This window comes from Bradyrhizobium sp. (assembly GCF_016462955.1).
Classification (GTDB): Bacteria; Pseudomonadota; Alphaproteobacteria; order Rhizobiales; family Xanthobacteraceae; genus Bradyrhizobium.
In genome coordinates this window covers 1-16,109 of record NZ_JAEMSD010000080.1, presented here as the reverse complement: position 1 = coordinate 16,109, position 16,109 = coordinate 1, and the positions used below count along the sequence as shown (strand labels likewise).

The window sequence follows — 16,109 nt, the reverse complement described above, 5'->3', positions numbered from 1 at the left end:
GGTCTGACCCCGCTCGCCATCCCGCTTCCGCGCGCGATCGAGATCGTGTTGGCGGGCTGACCTTTCGTCGCATTGTCGATCTGACCACGCCGCGCGGACCTTGTTCGCGCGGCGCGCGTTCGATTGGCGATCAAGGCACTCTGTCGGCGACGTCGCGTCTGTCACCTTTGCAACATGCGTCCGCAACCCGACATTCCCGCGTGATCGCGCTAACTCCTTGAAGCAAGCGAAGAAAGTCGCAGGGCCCGACGGTGGCATGCGGGTTGCTAATACCTTTCTAGAACGGCTCTTAGGACGCTTCTCGAAATCCGAGCCGCAAATCTGTTCGGCCTGCAAGGAGAACTGAGCACATGGACGTTTCAGCGCAACACGACGCGAGCGGCAACGGCGGCAATGTCGGCGAGATCATGCAGGCCATCGCAGAGCACAAGGGCTGCGGCACGACGGGGGGTAGCGGCAAGGCGAGTTGCGGATCGCAGGCCGGACAGGGCGACCTGCCGACCGAGATCTGGGAGAAGGTGAAGAACCATCCCTGCTACAGCGAAGAGGCGCATCATCATTACGCACGCATGCACGTCGCGGTCGCGCCGGCCTGCAACATCCAGTGCAACTACTGCAATCGCAAATACGACTGCGCCAACGAATCGCGTCCCGGCGTGGTCAGTGAGAAGCTGACGCCCGAGCAGGCCGCCAAGAAGGTGCTGGCCGTCGCCTCCACCATCCCGCAGATGACCGTGCTCGGCATCGCCGGCCCCGGCGATCCCCTGGCGAACCCCGAAAAGACGTTCAAGACCTTCGAGCTGATCTACAACACGGCGCCGGACATCAAGCTCTGCCTGTCGACCAACGGCCTGATGCTGCCCGATCATGTCGACACCATCGCGAAGTACAATGTCGACCACGTCACCATCACCATCAACATGATCGATCCTGAGATCGGCGCGAAGATCTATCCCTGGATCTTCTACAAGCACAAGCGCTACACCGGCTATGAAGCCGCCAAGATCCTGACCGACCGGCAGCTCCAGGGCCTGGAGATGCTCACCGAGCGCGGCATCCTCTGCAAGGTCAACTCGGTGATGATCCCGGGGATCAACGACCAGCACCTGGTCGAGGTCAACAAGGCCGTGAAGTCGCGCGGCGCCTTCCTGCACAACATCATGCCGCTGATCTCCGCGCCGGAGCACGGCACCGTATTCGGCCTGAACGGCCAGCGTGGCCCGAGCGCGCAGGAGCTGAAGGCGCTGCAGGATTCCTGCGAGGGCGAGATGAACATGATGCGGCATTGCCGGCAGTGTCGCGCCGACGCGGTCGGTCTGCTCGGCGAGGACCGCAGCGCCGAGTTCACCACCGAGAAGATCATGGCGATGGAAGTGAAGTACGACGCCGACACCCGCAAGGCCTATCAGGAGAAGGTCGAGGAAGAGCGCATCGCCAAGGTCGCCGCCAAGCAGGAGGAGCTTGCCGAGCTTGCTGGCAACTCCAGCGACATCAAGGTGCTCGCCGCGGTCGCGACCAAGGGCTCCGGCCTGATCAACGAGCATTTCGGCCACGCCAAGGAGTTCCAGGTCTACGAGCTCTCCACGGCGGGCGCCAAATTCGTCGGCCATCGCCGCGTCGACCTCTACTGCCAGGGCGGCTACGGCGAGGAGGACAGCCTGGAGACCATTATCCGGGCCATCAACGACTGCCATGCGGTCTTTGTCGCCAAGATCGGCGGCTGCCCGAAGGGCGACCTGATCAAGGCCGGCATCGAGCCGGTCGACCAATACGCCCACGAGTTCATCGAGAAATCCGCGATCGCCTGGTTCAAGGCCTATCTCGACAAGGTCAACAGCGGCGAGGTCGAGCATGTGGAGCGCGGTGATGCCGCAATCCGCCAGGGCGCCCTGATTTCGGCTGCTTGAGGAGAGACCGATGCCGTTCAAGATCATCGCCTCGCAGTGCACGAGCTGCTCGGCCTGCGAGCCGGAATGCCCGAACGTCGCCATCCGCGAAAAGGGCGGGACGTTCGTGATCGACCCCAAGAAGTGCACCGAATGCCTCGGCCATTTCGACGAGCCGCAATGTGTGGCGGTGTGCCCGGTCGACAACACCTGCGTCATCGATACGTCACTGCCGCGCTACCAGGCGCCTGCTTGAGGGGGGATGGAATGAACTTCACGATTACACCGGCGGCGCAGAAGTTCATGCGCATGATGCTCCGCGTCGATGGCGGCGCCGGCAGCGGGTTTCGTCTTGCAGTCAGCCCGGGCGGCTGCTCCGGCCTTGCCGCAGACATCAGCGTTCGTGCTGAGCCGCAGGCCGGCGACGCGGTGGTCGAGCGGGACGGCGTCAAGATGTTCCTGCCGGCCGAAAGCCGCCTGCTGCTCGACGGCGTGACCATCGATTTCGCTGATACGGCAACGCAGACCGGGCTCGTGTTCCACGATCCGAAGCAGGTCTCCTGCGGACATCATTGAACAGGCGCCGATGATGCCCGACAGTTTCGTCAGTCCGCAGGTCGAGATCAACGAGGCGCTCGTCACCGGCGCCTTGCTCGGTCGCGGGCTGCCGAGCGAGGCGGAGCATCATCTCTGGGAAGCGGGTCGTTCCTATCACCTGGACGACATCGCGGAGCGCCATCTGCGGGAAGCCGAGGCGCTCGCGCCCGGTCACGCGGCGGTGCTGATAGGCCTCTATCGCTTCTACTTTTACAAGGGGCGTCTGGCCGAGGCGCTGGACGTAGCGCGCCGCTGTATCGCGAAGGCCGCCGAGGAAGGCAATCTTCCTGCCGATTGGCGACAGGTGCAAGCGGGCGACGCCGAGTTCGGCCGTTACGAGAACATCCTGCCGCGCTTCTTTCTGTTCTCGCTGAAGGGCTACGCCTATCTGCAGATGCGCCTCGGCCAGACGGAAGAGGGGCGGTTCGCGGTCCAGAAGCTGCTGGAGCTCGATCCCACCGACAAGATCGGCGCCAAGGTTCTCCTCGGCGTGCTCGATCGGATGGGGCAGGACGATGAGTGACGACATCGACGAGACCCTCGATTGGCAAGGCCATCAGGTCGATTGCGAGGCCTGCCCGCATCTGACGCTGAGCGGCGCCGGCGGCTGCCGGATCGGGCATGCCTGTGTCCACGATCGCTATGCGCGCCGCATCGACCGCTTCTTCAACTGGAATCCGGGGCTTGCCGACGGTTATGTCGGCCATCCCCATTTCGAGGTCCGCGCAATCGCCGCGAAGTCCGCCAATCTGTTCCTGCTCCCGCCGCTGCTCGGAGATGCCGACGAGACGGTGCGCTGGAACGCCGTTCGCCGCCTGCCCAGGCGCTATGCGCTGCAATTGCGCGAGGACCCGCATCGCGAGGTGAGGATGCGGGTTGCCACCCTGATCGACGGCGATGATCTGCTGCCGATGGCGTCCGATGCGGACTATTACGTCCGCCTCGTCGTCGCGCGCCGCTTGGCGCCGCCGCTGCTCGGCCGGCTGATCGACGACGGAGAACCGGAGGTTCGCCGCGTGGTAGCCCGGCGCATTCCGGAGGATTGGCTGCTCGGCATGATCAACGACCATGACGCCGCCGTGCGGCTCGAGGTCGCGCAGCGCCTGTCGCCGGAGCTGCTGGCACTGATGCGCGGCGACCTGGATTGGCGCGTCCGCTACGAGGTTGCGAGCCGTGCCGCTGTCGGCGAGCTCATGAGTCTCGCCGAGGACCAGGACGGCCTGGTGCGCGAAGTCGCACGGTCGCGGGTCGCCGTGCGGCTGGAGCGAGGAACGGGAGCCTCCCTATGAGCAACATCGTCCGCGACAGCGACGTCGTCGAGCTGAGCGCTCCGCCGTTCTTCAGCTTCGGCGAGAAGGTACGAGCCAAGCGTACCATTCGCAACGACGGCACCTATGCCGGCAAGGAGATCGGCGACATTCTCGCCAAGAAGGGCGAGATCGGCTACGTGGTCTCGATCGGCACCTTCCTCCAGCAATTCTACATCTATGGCGTTGAATTCCTCGATAGCGGCAATCGCGTCGGGATGAAGCGCAAGGAGCTCGACCCCGTCACCCCGCGCGACGCGGTCGAGGACATTCCATTGCCGGAGACCGTGTCATGATGATCGAGCCGAGACTGCCGAAATATCAATGGGGCCAGCGCGTGAAGGCCGCGGTGGACCTGCTCAATGACGGCTCGTTCCCGGACGCGCCCGCCGAAGGCCTCCTCGTCGGCGTCGGCGGCACCGGCGAGATCGTTCAGGTCGGCCGGCATACCGACGCCAATCTGCCGATCTATCTCGTCGAGTTCGGCGAGCGGCTGGTGGTCGGTTGCCTCGAGGAAGAAATCAGTCCGCTCTAGGGATGATGTCACGATGAACGCCGCGGTCCTCAGACAGCCGGACGCAGGCTTGCCCGCGCACCCCAACGAGCTCGATCGTAGGCGGATCGAGCGCGCACTCGGATCGCGCAAGCGCTATCGCTACGTGTCGCCGATCGTCAGGGGCGTGACCGGCGGGTATCTCGTCGAGAGCCCCTGCTGCTCGCGCAACATCGACGCCGAGGGCGGTGTCATCGACGTCGCGCTGCTGCATCACGATGCGGCGGGCGCGAGCTGGAAGCTCTTCCGAAAGGACCACAAGACCGGCGCCTGGGAGCTGCACGGCGTGCACCAGCGGCTGGCGTCGGTGACGGAGATATTGAACGCCGACCCCGAGCGCGTGTTCTGGCAATAGCAGGAGGTTGGGAAGATGGCGCTTGCGGCAACCGAACTGACCGAGATCGAGCGGATGCTCGCATCGCCCGAAGCGGCGGCCCAGCTCTATCTCGAGCTGCGCCGGAAATTTCCCCACCTCGCCTGGATCCGCTGCGATGCCTCGGACGTAGCGGAGACCCCGTACCGCAGCTTTGGCGCGTTCGACCTGCATTTGCTCGACAGCGCCGATCATTGCGCGCAGATCACGAACGATCCCGCACGTGCGACCGGCATCGTGCTGGCGAGCCGGGGGGCCGCGTCATGACCGAGCCTGCTCTCGCTTACGACGACGTTGCGGAAGTGGGCGAGGCGCTCGCCGCCTCGGGCCACGACTTCATTCCGCTCTCCGACCCCGACATCACGCTGGCGGAGATCGGGGCGGTGGATGCCGTCCTGCGCGCGCCGCGGCTTTCCAGCGGGCCCATGGCGGAGGAATTTGAGGCGGCGTTTGCCGCCTATGTCGGCCGAGCCTATGCGATTGCAGTGCCGAGCGGCACCATCGGCCTTCTGCTGGCGCTGAAGGCGTATGGCATTGGTGCTGGCGATGAGGTCGTGGCGTCGTCCTATTCCTTCCGCGAGACCGCGCATGGGATCAGCCTCGCCGGCGCGCGGCCGGTGTTCGCCGATATCGATTATTGGTCCGGAACGCTTGCGGCGCAGAAGGTGGAGGAGCGGATCACGCCCCGGACGCGCGCCATTCTCGCAGCCAATACCAATGGCCATCCGGCGCCCTGGTCGGAGCTGCGCGACATCGCGGAGCGGCGCGGCGTCCTCCTGCTGGAGGATTCCACCGAAGCGATCGGTTCGCGCTACAAGGACAGGCTGGTCGGCAGTTTTGGCGATGTCGCCGTGTTCGATTTCGCACAGCCCTCGCTGCTGACCTGCGGCGAGGGCGGCATGGTCGTCACCGACGACATCGACCTCGCGGTGACCTTGCGCCGTCACCGCTCACATCGGCTGAACGAGCGCTCCTCGGTCGTGGTGAGTTCGGCCGCTGCCTATCAGGCCGGGATCAGCGATCTCGCGGCGGCGCTCGGCCTCGCCCAGCTCAAGCGCATCGACGAGATCATCGAGCGCCGCCGGCTGGTCGAGCAGCTCTATGCGACGCATGTGCAGTCCTTCGAGGGCATCAAGCCCCCCTATATCGCCCCCGACGTGACGGAGGTGAACTGGTTCCTCTATCTCGTGCATCTGGGCACGCGCTTCACCCGTTCCAGTCGCGACGCCATTGCCGAGGATCTCCGGGTCGAGCAGGTCGAGGCCGTCGCCTACAGCCATCCGCTGCATTTACAGCGGCATTACTTCGATCTCGGCTACCGGCGCGGCGACCTTCTGGTGACCGAGAAGATCGCCGATCGCGCGGTCGCGCTGCCGTTCCACACCCATCTGACGGACAGCCAGATCGAATTCATCGTCGAGACCATGAAGGACGCCTCGATCAACGTGGGCGCGGGTGCGGCGATCTACTGAAAGAGCCCATCACCAACGAAGAGGATGACGATCATGACCACGCTGACCGTGATGCCCGCCGGCAAGACCATTGAGGTTTCCGAGGGAACGACGATTCTTGCCGCTCTGCTCGGCGCCGAGATCGCGATTCCGCACAAATGCGAAGGTCAGGCCAAATGCGGCTCCTGCCACATCTTCGTGCAGGAAGGACGCAAGGGCTTGTCCAAGATCGCGCGGCTCGAGAACGAGAAGCTCGACAGCATTGTCGGCGTCGGGTCGAAGTCGCGCCTCGCCTGCCAGGCCACCGTGCTCGGCACCGAGGACGTCAAGATCGAGCTGCTCGGCTTCTCGTCGGGTTTTTGAGCGGGGGAGCGGCACGATGGATACGCAGAAGTTCATTCTTCACGCGCGCTTTGCGCCGAACGGCACCGTGGTCGAAATCAGCGAGCGGCCGGAGGGGCTCACGCCGCAGGCCTGGTTCGACTTTCTCAGCGACAAGGCCGGCGACGTCTATCAGGCGCTCGCCGGCGGCCGCGGCGTGTTCCGCCTGACGCGCGAAGAACTGACGGCGCTGAAGCAGGCGGCTGCGCTGGCGGCGGCCTGACCCGGAGGAGTGCGGATGGCCCCGGAACAGATCGATGTCTTCGTCATCTGTGCGAGCGGCGAGATCGAGCGCGGCGGCGCGAGGGCGTTCAGCCTGTCGCGCTTCGATGCGTCCGGCGAGAGCCGGCCGTTCCCGATCGTCGTGATCCGGACCCATGGCAACGACTATGTCGGCTACGTCAATGCCTGCCCGCATGACGGGGTCTGGCTCAATATCGGCAGCGGCGACTTCTTCACCCAGGACCGAGCCTTCCTGAAATGCGGCCGCCACGGCGCCACCTTCGAGATCGACAGCGGAATTTGCATCGACGGGCCCTGCAGCGGCAAGAGCCTCCAACCCATCGCGCTCGCCGTCGTCGACGGCGAGGTCTGCCTCTGCGGGGAGCGGCTGGTCGAGGACGACCGTCCGTTCAACGCCTTCGACGACCATGACGAGACCATGGATATCATGATTCATCCGGATTAGCGGAGAAGGGGTCGTGACAGTCGCCCAGCTGCTTGATCGCCTGAAGAGGCTGCCGGAGGACGCCGTCGTGCTGATGGACAGTGGCGACGGGCTCTCGCGCGTCTCCACGCTGGAGTTTGTCGCCGATCAAGGCCCCGGCGCGCCGGCGGAGGTTATCCTGTCGCCCAGCATGGACGAGTAGACACAACGAGAGGCTTCGGCATGAGCGATACGGTGGTCACTGTCTCGATGTACGAGCGGATCGGTGGGCCGGTCGTGATCGACCGCCTGGTGGAAAGCTTCTATCGCCGGATGGACGCACTGCCCGAGGCCGCCGGCATCCGCGCCATGCACGCGGACGACTTGACGTCGACCAAGCAGGTGCTGAAGCGATACCTCACCGAATGGACCGGCGGGCCAAAGCTCTATTCGCCCGAGAAGGGCCACCCCCGGCTGCGCCAGCGCCACATGGGCTTCCCGATCGGCAAAGCCGAACGCGACGCCTGGCTGCTGTGCATGCGCGGCGCGCTGGAGGAGACCGTCGCCGACGAAGCGGCACGGGCAGAGCTTGATGCCGCGCTCACCAAGCTCGCCGACTGGATGCGCAACCAGGCCGGCAATCCGCACGATGCGCGCGGTGGGCCTCACTGAGGGGCTTGAGAGATCTTTCCTTCTCCCCTTGTGGGAGAAAGGTGGCGCGAAGCGCCGGATGAGGGTTTCTCTCCGCGCCCTCGAACAAGAGTTTCTCTCGCGGAGTGAACCCCTCACCCGTCTCGCCGCTACGCCATAGCCGATGCGAAGCATCGGCGTTCTTGAGAACGGCGGCCGAAGGCCGCCTATGCCACCCTCTCCCACAAGGGGAGAGGGGCCGCTCTCACTCCGACAACGGCAAGCCGAAGAATTCCTCCTCGGCGCCGCCCCAGGCCTTGTGCAAGGCAAGGCCGCTCTGCCACCGGCCTAGCTCGGACTCATTGGCGGCGCGGTGAGTGATCTTGCCTTCGGGCTTCTCGGCGAGCAGGAAGGTCCTGCCGTTGCGAATGAAGCGGTTGAGATCCTTGGTGTCGGTCGGACGCACCACGCAGCGCGGCGCATCGTCGATGAGGATGGTGGTCGGAAGCATCGCGCGGGACTCCCTCAGTCCATCGGCGGCCCGAGATCGTCGTCGCCCTTCTTCTTTTTCTTCTTCTCGGTCTTGGCCTGGGCATAGGAACCCGCATTCTTCAACAGGATCGGCTTCTGTCCCTCGACATATTGCGAGATCCAGAACAGAGTCCGTTCCAGTGCCGTCGCCGCCGCGCCCTCGCGATAGCTGCCGCGCTCGCCGCAGCCGAAGCCATTGATGGACTCGGGATAAGTGAAGGCGCTGACATCGGGACGCCAGGCGCGGAATTGCGTGATGGCCTCGAGCGGCAGCTCCGGGTCGCTCTCGCCGAAATGCAGCAGCGTCGGCACCTTGCGCTTCTCGCGATAGTCGGCAACGGTCTCGCTGCCGTCATAGCCGATCACGCAGGCAATGCCGTTGACCTTGTTGGCCGCGGTGTAGGCGAGGTCGCCGCCCCAGCAATAGCCGACGACCGCAACCTTGCCGGCGTGCTTCACCGAATCGACGGCCGCCTGGATGTCCGAGATCGCCTGCGCCCTGTCGATCTGCACGCTGATGGCGGTGCCTTCGGCCTTGCCGCCGTCGTCGTGACCGAGACTGATGCCCGGCTTCACGCGGTCGAACAGGGACGGTGCGATCGCGACATAGCCCTTGGCCGCAAAAGCGTCGGCAACCTCACGGATCTCGGTCGTGACGCCGAAGACATCCTGAAGGACCACGACGGCTCCCTTGGGCGTCTCCGCAGGCTCGGCTCGATAGGCGGTGAAACTTGCTCCGTCGCTGGCGGTCAGATCGATCATGGCATCCTCTCCTCTCCGGTGGGCCTTTGGTTGTTCTAGAGCAAGCCGAGCTCGAGCTTGACGTCGTCGCTCATCCGCGAGGAGTCCCATGGCGGATCAAACACCAGCTGCACCGCGACCTCAGTGACGCCATTGACTTCGATGACCGCCTTCTCCACCCAGGACAGCATCTCGCCGGCGACCGGACAGCCCGGCGCGGTCAGCGTCATGTCGATCTCGATAAGGCCGCCGTCCTTCGGCGCGATCCGGTAGATCAGGCCGAGGTCGTAGATGTTCACGGGAATCTCAGGGTCGTGAACCGTGCGCAGCGCGGCGACGATGCCCACGATCAGCGTCTCGTTGTCGGCAAGCTCTGTGCTCGTCATCGCTCCCTCATTGAAGTCCCTCGGCGAGCGCCGCAACGACTGGCCAGCCCACCGCGCCTGCAGGGTCGAGCCTACGCAGGGCCGCGAGAAGCTCGTGTGCCTGCCTACGCTCGTCCTTGCGCAGATGGATGAAGGCGAGCGCTTTCAACGTATAGAGCGCGAAGCGGCCGGCGCCTTCCGGCAGCTCGGCCTGTGGCTGCCAACTTCGCCAATCGGGATCCAGGCCGGCCTGGTGGGCGGCCTCGCGCAGCCCGCGCTCGGCGATGCTCTGAGCCTCGTCGAGACGGCCGCGATAGGTATGGGTCTTGTAAAGGCAGAAATAGACCGCGAGCTCGGTCGGGGCCGCATCGAGAGCCTTGCGAAAGATCCGATCGGCTTCGATCGGGTTCCGCCGATAGCTCACCACGCCCTGCTGGAGCAGCGAGTCGATCTCCGGTGCAAGCTCGCCGAAATTGATGCCGTCGGAGTCGACGAGCACGGCCGTCATGATGCGCTCGCCGGCATCGCGATCGGGCGCCGCTCGTCCAATCTGCTGGAGCCTGTGTGAGACAATTCGATTTCCTCCTCTGGCATGGCGCAATGCGGATGCAGTCCTCACAAAGCAAAAGCCGGGCCGGACGAGATTGCGGCGAAAAGCGCGTTGTTTCCGGCCATTGCGAGGGTTCGTCGCAGTGTCCGGAGCGAGGTCCGTCGGCGTTCGTCACGTCATCGACATGCACGCACGAAGTGTTGTCGCAAGCCGGACATCGCTGTGATGCCCGGCACGCAAGTCCCTCTGAACACACATGTTCCGAAACTGGTTTGGCGCTTGCATGGTTCGGACGCAGAGCAGGAGTGTACGACATGGCTATGGCGGGACCGGACATCGAGCAATTGATCAGGGACGCGTTTCCGGACGCTCATGTGATCGTCACCGATCTGGCCGGCGACGGCGACCATTACGGCGCGCGCGTCGTCTCGCAGGCGTTTGCCGGCAAGAGCCGGATCCAGCAGCATCAGATGGTCTATGCCGCCTTGAAAGGGAAAGTGGGCGAGGCGCTGCATGCGCTGGCGCTCGAGACCGCGGTGCCGACATGACTATGGAAGGATAGACGAATGAGCGAATCGACCGAACAACGGATCCGGGACATCATCTCAGGCAGCGATGTCGTGCTGTTCATGAAGGGCGTTCCGGCCGCGCCGCAATGCGGCTTCTCCGGCAGCGTCGTGCAGATCCTGAATGGTCTCGGCGTGCCCTTCACCGGCATCAACGTGCTCGCCGATCCCGACATCCGCGAAGGTATCAAGTCATTCTCGAACTGGCCGACCATTCCCCAGCTTTACGTCAAGGGCGAGTTTCTCGGCGGCTGCGACATCGTGCGCGAGATGTTCAAGCTGGGTGAGCTGGCAGCCGTGCTGAACGACAAGGGTGTTGCGGTGGCGGCGTCATGAGCGACGGGATGACCGAGGAGTTCGAGCTGCCGCAGCTCTACCGCCATCACGTCTTCGCCTGCCACACCCAGCGGCCGCCCACCCATCCGCGCGGTAGCTGCGGTGCGTCCGGCGGCGGGCCGCTGTGGGAGCGGCTCGGAAAGGCCATCGAGGCGAAAGGACTCACCGATGTCGGCTTCACCGCATCGGGTTGTCTCGGCTTCTGCGCCGCCGGCCCGCTGATGGTCGTTTACCCCGACGGCGTCTGGTACCGGCCGACGACGCCCGAGGATATCGACGAGATCGTCGAGGAACACCTGAAACAGGGCCAGCGCGTCGACCGTCTGGTGATGGTGCTGGCGCGGAGCTAGGCGAATCTTCCTTCTCCCCTTGTGGGAGAAGGTGGCGCGAAGCGCCGGATGAGGGGTTCTCTCAGCAAATGCAGGCGCAAGAGTATCGCGCGCGGAGACAACCCCTCACCCGTCTCGTCGCCACGCGACGAGCCACCCTCTCTCCGCACACGGCGGCATCGTCTCCGGCCGCGTGCAGCCCTGAAAGTCGTTTCGCTCAGCGCCGAGCAGCGACGGGACCGGCTCGCGGTCGAAGCCGGCGCATCTGGCGTCGCCGGCTTCGATCAGCGGACGCCGGATCAGCAGGGGATCGTCGCGCATCAGCGCGATAGCGTCCGCCGCGTCGATCTCTGCCGGTTCACCTCGCCGGATTTGACGCGAGGCGCGGCGGGGTTGAACCAGGACGTGACGGGGCTCGTACCGAAGAACGTTAGCAGACGCTCTGCAGTCCACGGCTCGGTCAGGAGATTCCTCGCAATCACCTGATGGCCTGCCGCCTCCAGCGCGCGGATTTGCCGGGCGTTGGTTCCGCAACCGGGCTTCTGGTAGAACAGGATCGTGGCCACGCCGCTGGTCCTATTTCATCATGCTGAGCTGCACCAGCGGCGCGGCGCCGCCGCGGCCGAGGATGGTGTCGACCTTCTTGCGGACACCTTCGAGCGTCAGCGGCTTCACCACCGCCCCATGGGCGCCGGCCTTCATGGCCTCGACCGCGGTGGCCTCGTCGGACTTGTCGGTGACGATGAGGATGCGGACGCCTGGAAATTTCGCGCCGAGATCGCCGACCAGGCCGGCGCCCCGCGCCTTCAGGAACGAGACGCCGAGCAGCACCACGTCCGGCCTCAGCCAGTCCACGCCCTTCTCATAGGCCTCTTCCGGCGTGGCGAGCTCGTGGGTCTCGATCTCGTCATGCAGCATAAACTGCAGTGCGGCGCGGGTGATCTCGTCCTCGTCGACAACGAACACGCGCCGCTGGTCGACCGCCTTGGCCGTCTCGACACCGATCTGCATCTGTCGTTCTCCTCTATGGCTTCGCGAGAAGAGGTAGCAATTTCCGTTCCGCATCTGCGCACGGCAATCACGGTGCATTGGCACCGCAAGCACGCCGATTCTTGTCCGGTTTCTGACAGAGACCGTACCTCTGTAGGGTTCGGCACAGCTCCTGTCGGCGGCGGCCCTCGAAATATTTCGCAAGCGCAGTCAGCGTCTTAGAGCGCGCGCAGCGAATGGCACGCCAGTTGCTATTTGGATGCCGCAACAACGAGTGAGGGCTGAGAACACGCCGACGCCGCTGGCGAGCGATGTTCTCCTTCCCGAACCCCGCGGGCCCACGCTTCTGAGAGAGAAGCAAATCTCGCGCGAGCAGCGCGGAGTCATTTGGCAATCGGTTGATGGAGAGCAACATGTCTTCACTGAGGCAAATCGCGTTTTACGGCAAGGGTGGCATCGGCAAATCGACGACGTCGCAGAACACGCTCGCGGCGCTTGCCGAGATGGGTCACAAGATCCTGATCGTCGGCTGCGATCCCAAGGCGGACTCGACCCGCCTGATCCTGCACGCCAAGGCGCAGGACACCATTCTGAGCCTCGCGGCCAACGCGGGCAGCGTCGAGGATCTCGAGATCGAGGACGTCATGAAGGTCGGCTACCGGGACATTCGCTGCGTCGAGTCCGGCGGGCCGGAGCCCGGCGTCGGCTGCGCCGGCCGCGGCGTCATCACCTCGATCAACTTCCTGGAAGAGAACGGCGCCTATGAGGACATCGATTATGTGTCCTACGACGTGCTCGGCGACGTCGTCTGCGGCGGCTTCGCGATGCCGATCCGCGAGAACAAGGCGCAGGAGATCTACATCGTGATGTCCGGCGAGATGATGGCGATGTACGCCGCCAACAACATCTCCAAGGGCATTCTCAAGTACGCCAATTCCGGCGGCGTTCGTCTCGGCGGCCTGGTCTGCAACGAGCGTCAGACCGACAAGGAGCTGGAACTGGCGGAAGCGCTGGCCAAGAAGCTCGGCACCCAGCTCATCTATTTCGTGCCGCGCGACAACATCGTGCAGCATGCGGAGCTGCGCCGCATGACGGTGCTGGAATACGCGCCGGATTCCCAGCAGGCGGATCATTATCGCAAGCTCGCGACCAAGATCCATAACAACGGCGGCAAGGGCATCATCCCGACCCCGATCAGCATGGACGAGCTCGAGGACATGCTGATGGAGCACGGCATCATGAAGGCGGTGGACGAAAGCCAGATCGGCAAGTCCGCGGCCGAACTCGCGATCGCCTGACGATCCTGCCGGCCTTCCCATCCGGGAAGGCCGGCCTCTCTCGACAACTCGAGCGGCATAACCGGCGGAGTCTTCCGTGATTGCGGCGCAGGCGAGGACGAGCGAAGCGGCGGCGAACCGACCAGCATGGCCCCTTGGGCCGCATGCTGGAATAGCGTTCTACCGTCTGCTGACCGGCTGCGACCCGGCAGAAGCCGATATCCGCGCCGACGATGATTTCGACCGCCACGTGCTGGCCTCGATCCTGGCCGCAGCGGTGATGGATGGCGGCCCTCTCGCCGAACGTGTGGGGCTGTCGGAGCAGGACCTCAACGACCTGCTTGCCCGCAATTTCCCCTCCGCCATGGTCCGCGCGTTCGCATGGTTGCCAAGATCCGCTTCCGGGAGCGAGGACGAGACCATCATGGTGCGTGATCTCCTGCTGGCGCAGCGTTCGACCGCAGGCGATGTCGGGCACTGGCTCGCGGCCATGGTCGCGCGGCGCGCGATCGAGCCGAACCACCTCTGGGAAGATCTCGGGTTGCGTGAGCGCTCCGAGCTGTCGCGCCTGCTGGCGCGCCATTTTGCCCCGCTGGCACAGCGAAACACGGCGAACATGCGCTGGAAGCGTTTCTTCTACCGCATGCTGTGTGAGGACGACGGCTTCGTCATGTGCACGACACCCGTCTGCACGGAGTGTAACGATTTCGATCTCTGTTTCGGCGAGGAGAGCGGCGAGAGCCGGATGGCGGAGCGTCGGCGCGAAATCTTGCGCGGCGACGGCGAACGGGGCGATGCCGCCCGACCCGCGTGAGGTGATCATGTACGCTTATCCCGGAGCCCTCTCGGTCGACATGATAAATGCAGGAGCGCCCGCGCAGCTCCAGGAGGAAGAATGCCCGATGTCCCAGCGATTGCGCGGCGCGGGCCTGCGGCCGACGCGCCAGCGCATCTTGCTGGGGGAACTGCTCTATGGTCGAGGCGATCGGCATGTCACGGCGGAGATGCTCTTTGCCGAAGCAGCCGACGCCAACATCCAGCTGTCGCTGGCGACCGTCTACAACACGCTGAACCAGTTCACCCAGGCCGGCCTGCTGCGCCGGATCGGACTGGATGGCTCGCGCTCGTTCTTCGATACCAACACGACGGTGCATCCGCATTTCTACCTTCACGGCGAGGATGTCCTGATCGACGTGCCCGAGACGCTCGCCCTCGCGCAGGTGCCCGAGCCTTTGCCAGGCCATGAAATCTCGCGGCTCGACATCATCATTCACATCCGTCGCAAGGCATCCGACATCTGACGCCCCTGTCTGCCCCTGTCGCATTTGCGACAAACCGGGTGGTGCCGAGAAGTCCATCAATTTCAGGTGCTTGACGGTGGTTCTGACACTGGCACGAGGGTTGCTGAACTCCTGATCGGAATGAATGATTGGAGGACGCGGATGGCGTTTCCCGGCCCAACGACCCGATCGGACGGAGTTCAGCACCGGCTCGTCGTTCTCAACGACACCACCTTGCGCGACGGCGAACAGGCGCCGGGCGTCGCCTTCACCACCGCGGAGAAACTCTCGATCGCCCGCGCGCTGGCCTCTGCCGGCGTCACCGAGATCGAAGCCGGCACGCCTGCCATGGGCCATGACGAGGTGAGTGCGATCCGCGCCATTGTGGAAGCCGGTTTGTCGGCGACGGCGATCGGCTGGTGCCGGATGCGCACGGCCGACGTCGACGCGGCGATCGAGGCCGGCGTGTCCATGGTGAACGTCTCGATCCCGGCCTCCGACGTCCAGATCGCCGCCAAGCTTAGTGGCGGACGACCGGCGGCGCTGGAGCAGGTGAGCCGGGTGGTCGGCTATGCCCGCGACAGAGACCTCGACGTTGCGGTCGGCGGCGAGGATTCCTCGCGCGCCGATGTGGATTTCCTGGCCGAGCTGATCGCGACCGCGAAGGCAGCAGGCGCCCGGCGCTTCCGTATCGCGGACACCTTGAGCGTGCTCGATCCCGACGCCTCTTTCGCGTTGCTGGCGGCGCTCCGCGCGACGACCGACCTCGAGCTCGAATTCCACGGCCATGACGATCTCGGCCTTGCGACGGCCAACACGCTGGCCGCGATCAAGGCCGGTGCGACGCACGCCTCGGTTACCGTGATCGGCCTCGGCGAGCGGGCGGGCAATGCACCGCTGGAGGAGGTCGCCGTTGCGCTCAAGCAGCTGTACGGCTGCGAGACCGGCATTGTTCTCCCAGAGCTGGAGAAGGTTGCATCCGTCGTCGCGGCCGCGGCCGCACGCGCCATTCCGCTCAACAAGGCGATCGTCGGCGAGCACGTCTTTACCCACGAATCCGGCATTCACGTCGACGGTCTGTTGAAGGATCAGCGCACCTATCAGGCGCTGGATCCGCGGCTGCTCGGCCGCTCGAACCGCATCGTGATCGGCAAGCATTCCGGGCTTGCGGCGATCACGGCGCTGCTCGCCGAGCTGAAGCTGTCCGTCAGCGCCGAGGAAGCCAGATCCGTTCTCGCCCGCGTCCGCCGGCATGCCGTCGAGCACAAGGGTGCGGTTGCCCACGAGACGGTGAGGGCGATCTGGCGCGAGGTGCGCGAG

At 64.9% G+C, this 16,109-nt stretch carries 27 protein-coding genes and 1 pseudogene; 22 read left to right on the top strand and 6 right to left on the bottom strand.

The window, feature by feature from the left end:
- The first annotated feature begins 350 nt into the window (after nucleotides 1-350).
- From nifB to JHD07_RS11450, 15 genes are read left to right on the top strand one after another with little or no spacing between them, the layout of a single operon-like run.
- Nucleotides 351-1,907 carry a nitrogenase cofactor biosynthesis protein NifB gene (gene nifB, locus JHD07_RS11520; protein ID WP_291622065.1) on the top strand — a complete coding sequence of 519 codons (1,557 nt, stop codon included), beginning with the start codon at nucleotides 351-353 and terminating at the stop codon, nucleotides 1,905-1,907.
- A gap of 10 nt (nucleotides 1,908-1,917) precedes the next feature.
- Nucleotides 1,918-2,142 (top strand): 4Fe-4S binding protein, encoded by a 225-nt coding sequence (locus JHD07_RS11515; protein WP_025037807.1) that lies wholly within the window; start codon nucleotides 1,918-1,920, stop codon nucleotides 2,140-2,142.
- Between the two features lie 11 nt (nucleotides 2,143-2,153).
- Complete coding sequence (locus JHD07_RS11510) at nucleotides 2,154-2,462, top strand: iron-sulfur cluster assembly accessory protein (RefSeq protein WP_291622056.1); 309 nt, start codon at nucleotides 2,154-2,156, stop codon at nucleotides 2,460-2,462.
- Between the two features lie 13 nt (nucleotides 2,463-2,475).
- The gene (locus JHD07_RS11505; protein WP_291622054.1) at nucleotides 2,476-3,006 is read left to right on the top strand and encodes a hypothetical protein; all 531 of its coding nucleotides are present in this window, start codon (nucleotides 2,476-2,478) and stop codon (nucleotides 3,004-3,006) included.
- Complete coding sequence (locus JHD07_RS11500) at nucleotides 2,999-3,772, top strand: 4Fe4S-binding leucine-rich repeat protein (protein ID WP_291622053.1); 774 nt, start codon at nucleotides 2,999-3,001, stop codon at nucleotides 3,770-3,772. Before JHD07_RS11505 ends, JHD07_RS11500 begins: the two co-directional genes overlap by 8 nt.
- Entirely contained in the window at nucleotides 3,769-4,086 is a 318-nt protein-coding gene (locus tag JHD07_RS11495) for a nitrogen fixation protein NifZ (RefSeq protein ID WP_291622051.1), read from the top strand. The genes JHD07_RS11500 and JHD07_RS11495 overlap by 4 nt, the downstream gene beginning before the upstream one ends.
- The gene (locus tag JHD07_RS11490) at nucleotides 4,086-4,325 is read left to right on the top strand and encodes a nitrogen fixation protein NifZ (protein WP_291622073.1); all 240 of its coding nucleotides are present in this window, start codon (nucleotides 4,086-4,088) and stop codon (nucleotides 4,323-4,325) included. The genes JHD07_RS11495 and JHD07_RS11490 overlap by 1 nt, the downstream gene beginning before the upstream one ends.
- A 13-nt stretch (nucleotides 4,326-4,338) precedes the next feature.
- Nucleotides 4,339-4,698, top strand: a complete 360-nt coding sequence (locus tag JHD07_RS11485) for a hypothetical protein (protein ID WP_291622049.1) — start codon at nucleotides 4,339-4,341, stop codon at nucleotides 4,696-4,698.
- Nucleotides 4,699-4,713: 15 nt separating this feature from the next.
- Nucleotides 4,714-4,983 (top strand): hypothetical protein, encoded by a 270-nt coding sequence (locus JHD07_RS11480; RefSeq protein WP_291622047.1) that lies wholly within the window; start codon nucleotides 4,714-4,716, stop codon nucleotides 4,981-4,983.
- Entirely contained in the window at nucleotides 4,980-6,188 is a 1,209-nt protein-coding gene (locus JHD07_RS11475) for a DegT/DnrJ/EryC1/StrS family aminotransferase (protein ID WP_291622045.1), read from the top strand. Before JHD07_RS11480 ends, JHD07_RS11475 begins: the two co-directional genes overlap by 4 nt.
- 33 nt (nucleotides 6,189-6,221) lie before the next feature.
- The gene (locus JHD07_RS11470) at nucleotides 6,222-6,530 is read left to right on the top strand and encodes a 2Fe-2S iron-sulfur cluster-binding protein (protein ID WP_291622043.1); all 309 of its coding nucleotides are present in this window, start codon (nucleotides 6,222-6,224) and stop codon (nucleotides 6,528-6,530) included.
- 16 nt (nucleotides 6,531-6,546) lie between these two features.
- On the top strand, nucleotides 6,547-6,771 hold the full coding sequence (locus JHD07_RS11465) for a hypothetical protein (RefSeq protein ID WP_291622041.1): 225 nt from the start codon (nucleotides 6,547-6,549) through the stop codon (nucleotides 6,769-6,771).
- 15 nt (nucleotides 6,772-6,786) lie between these two features.
- Complete coding sequence (locus tag JHD07_RS11460) at nucleotides 6,787-7,236, top strand: Rieske 2Fe-2S domain-containing protein (RefSeq protein WP_291622039.1); 450 nt, start codon at nucleotides 6,787-6,789, stop codon at nucleotides 7,234-7,236.
- A 13-nt stretch (nucleotides 7,237-7,249) separates the two neighbouring features.
- Nucleotides 7,250-7,417, top strand: coding sequence for a hypothetical protein (locus JHD07_RS11455; RefSeq protein ID WP_291622037.1), 168 nt, complete (start codon nucleotides 7,250-7,252; stop codon nucleotides 7,415-7,417).
- A 20-nt stretch (nucleotides 7,418-7,437) separates the two neighbouring features.
- On the top strand, nucleotides 7,438-7,866 hold the full coding sequence (locus JHD07_RS11450) for a group II truncated hemoglobin (protein ID WP_291622035.1): 429 nt from the start codon (nucleotides 7,438-7,440) through the stop codon (nucleotides 7,864-7,866).
- Nucleotides 7,867-8,089: 223 nt separating this feature from the next.
- On the opposite strand, the gene JHD07_RS11445 is transcribed toward JHD07_RS11450, so the two are convergent.
- Genes JHD07_RS11445 through JHD07_RS11430 form a run of 4 tightly spaced genes read right to left on the bottom strand, consistent with a single transcriptional unit; the run spans nucleotide 8,090 to nucleotide 9,969 of the window.
- Entirely contained in the window at nucleotides 8,090-8,335 is a 246-nt protein-coding gene (locus tag JHD07_RS11445) for a hypothetical protein (RefSeq protein ID WP_291622033.1), read from the bottom strand.
- A 14-nt stretch (nucleotides 8,336-8,349) separates the two neighbouring features.
- Nucleotides 8,350-9,117, bottom strand: coding sequence for a dienelactone hydrolase family protein (locus JHD07_RS11440; RefSeq protein ID WP_291622031.1), 768 nt, complete (start codon nucleotides 9,115-9,117; stop codon nucleotides 8,350-8,352).
- 35 nt (nucleotides 9,118-9,152) lie between these two features.
- Nucleotides 9,153-9,482, bottom strand: coding sequence for an iron-sulfur cluster assembly protein (locus JHD07_RS11435; RefSeq protein WP_291622029.1), 330 nt, complete (start codon nucleotides 9,480-9,482; stop codon nucleotides 9,153-9,155).
- 7 nt (nucleotides 9,483-9,489) lie between these two features.
- Complete coding sequence (locus JHD07_RS11430; protein ID WP_291622027.1) at nucleotides 9,490-9,969, bottom strand: hypothetical protein; 480 nt, start codon at nucleotides 9,967-9,969, stop codon at nucleotides 9,490-9,492.
- Nucleotides 9,970-10,325: 356 nt separating this feature from the next.
- Between JHD07_RS11430 and JHD07_RS11425 the strand changes: the two genes are divergently transcribed.
- The 3 genes from JHD07_RS11425 to JHD07_RS11415 are packed head-to-tail and all read left to right on the top strand — an operon-like array spanning nucleotide 10,326 to nucleotide 11,263.
- A complete protein-coding gene (locus JHD07_RS11425) occupies nucleotides 10,326-10,559 on the top strand; it encodes a BolA family protein (protein WP_291622025.1) in 234 nt (77 codons plus the stop codon).
- Nucleotides 10,560-10,577: 18 nt separating this feature from the next.
- A complete protein-coding gene (gene grxD / locus JHD07_RS11420) occupies nucleotides 10,578-10,913 on the top strand; it encodes a Grx4 family monothiol glutaredoxin (protein WP_291622023.1) in 336 nt (111 codons plus the stop codon).
- Complete coding sequence (locus JHD07_RS11415) at nucleotides 10,910-11,263, top strand: (2Fe-2S) ferredoxin domain-containing protein (RefSeq protein WP_291622021.1); 354 nt, start codon at nucleotides 10,910-10,912, stop codon at nucleotides 11,261-11,263. Before grxD ends, JHD07_RS11415 begins: the two co-directional genes overlap by 4 nt.
- 105 nt (nucleotides 11,264-11,368) lie before the next feature.
- On the opposite strand, the pseudogene JHD07_RS11410 reads toward JHD07_RS11415, so the two are convergent.
- A pseudogene (locus JHD07_RS11410) lies at nucleotides 11,369-11,808 on the bottom strand (ArsC/Spx/MgsR family protein).
- Nucleotides 11,809-11,818: 10 nt separating this feature from the next.
- Nucleotides 11,819-12,253, bottom strand: coding sequence for a response regulator (locus JHD07_RS11405; protein ID WP_291622019.1), 435 nt, complete (start codon nucleotides 12,251-12,253; stop codon nucleotides 11,819-11,821).
- A gap of 392 nt (nucleotides 12,254-12,645) precedes the next feature.
- Here JHD07_RS11405 and nifH point away from each other — a divergent pair, with 392 nt between their 5' ends.
- The 4 genes from nifH to nifV all read left to right on the top strand — a co-directional run.
- A complete protein-coding gene (gene nifH / locus JHD07_RS11400) occupies nucleotides 12,646-13,530 on the top strand; it encodes a nitrogenase iron protein (RefSeq protein ID WP_291622017.1) in 885 nt (294 codons plus the stop codon).
- A 76-nt stretch (nucleotides 13,531-13,606) separates the two neighbouring features.
- Nucleotides 13,607-14,323, top strand: a complete 717-nt coding sequence (locus JHD07_RS11395; RefSeq protein WP_291622015.1) for a nitrogen fixation protein NifQ — start codon at nucleotides 13,607-13,609, stop codon at nucleotides 14,321-14,323.
- An 88-nt stretch (nucleotides 14,324-14,411) separates the two neighbouring features.
- Nucleotides 14,412-14,810 (top strand): Fur family transcriptional regulator Irr, encoded by a 399-nt coding sequence (gene irr, locus JHD07_RS11390; protein ID WP_291622013.1) that lies wholly within the window; start codon nucleotides 14,412-14,414, stop codon nucleotides 14,808-14,810.
- 141 nt (nucleotides 14,811-14,951) lie between these two features.
- Nucleotides 14,952-16,109, top strand: a 1,158-nt coding sequence (gene nifV, locus JHD07_RS11385; RefSeq protein ID WP_291622010.1) for a homocitrate synthase, incomplete at its 3' end; no start/stop codon positions are given.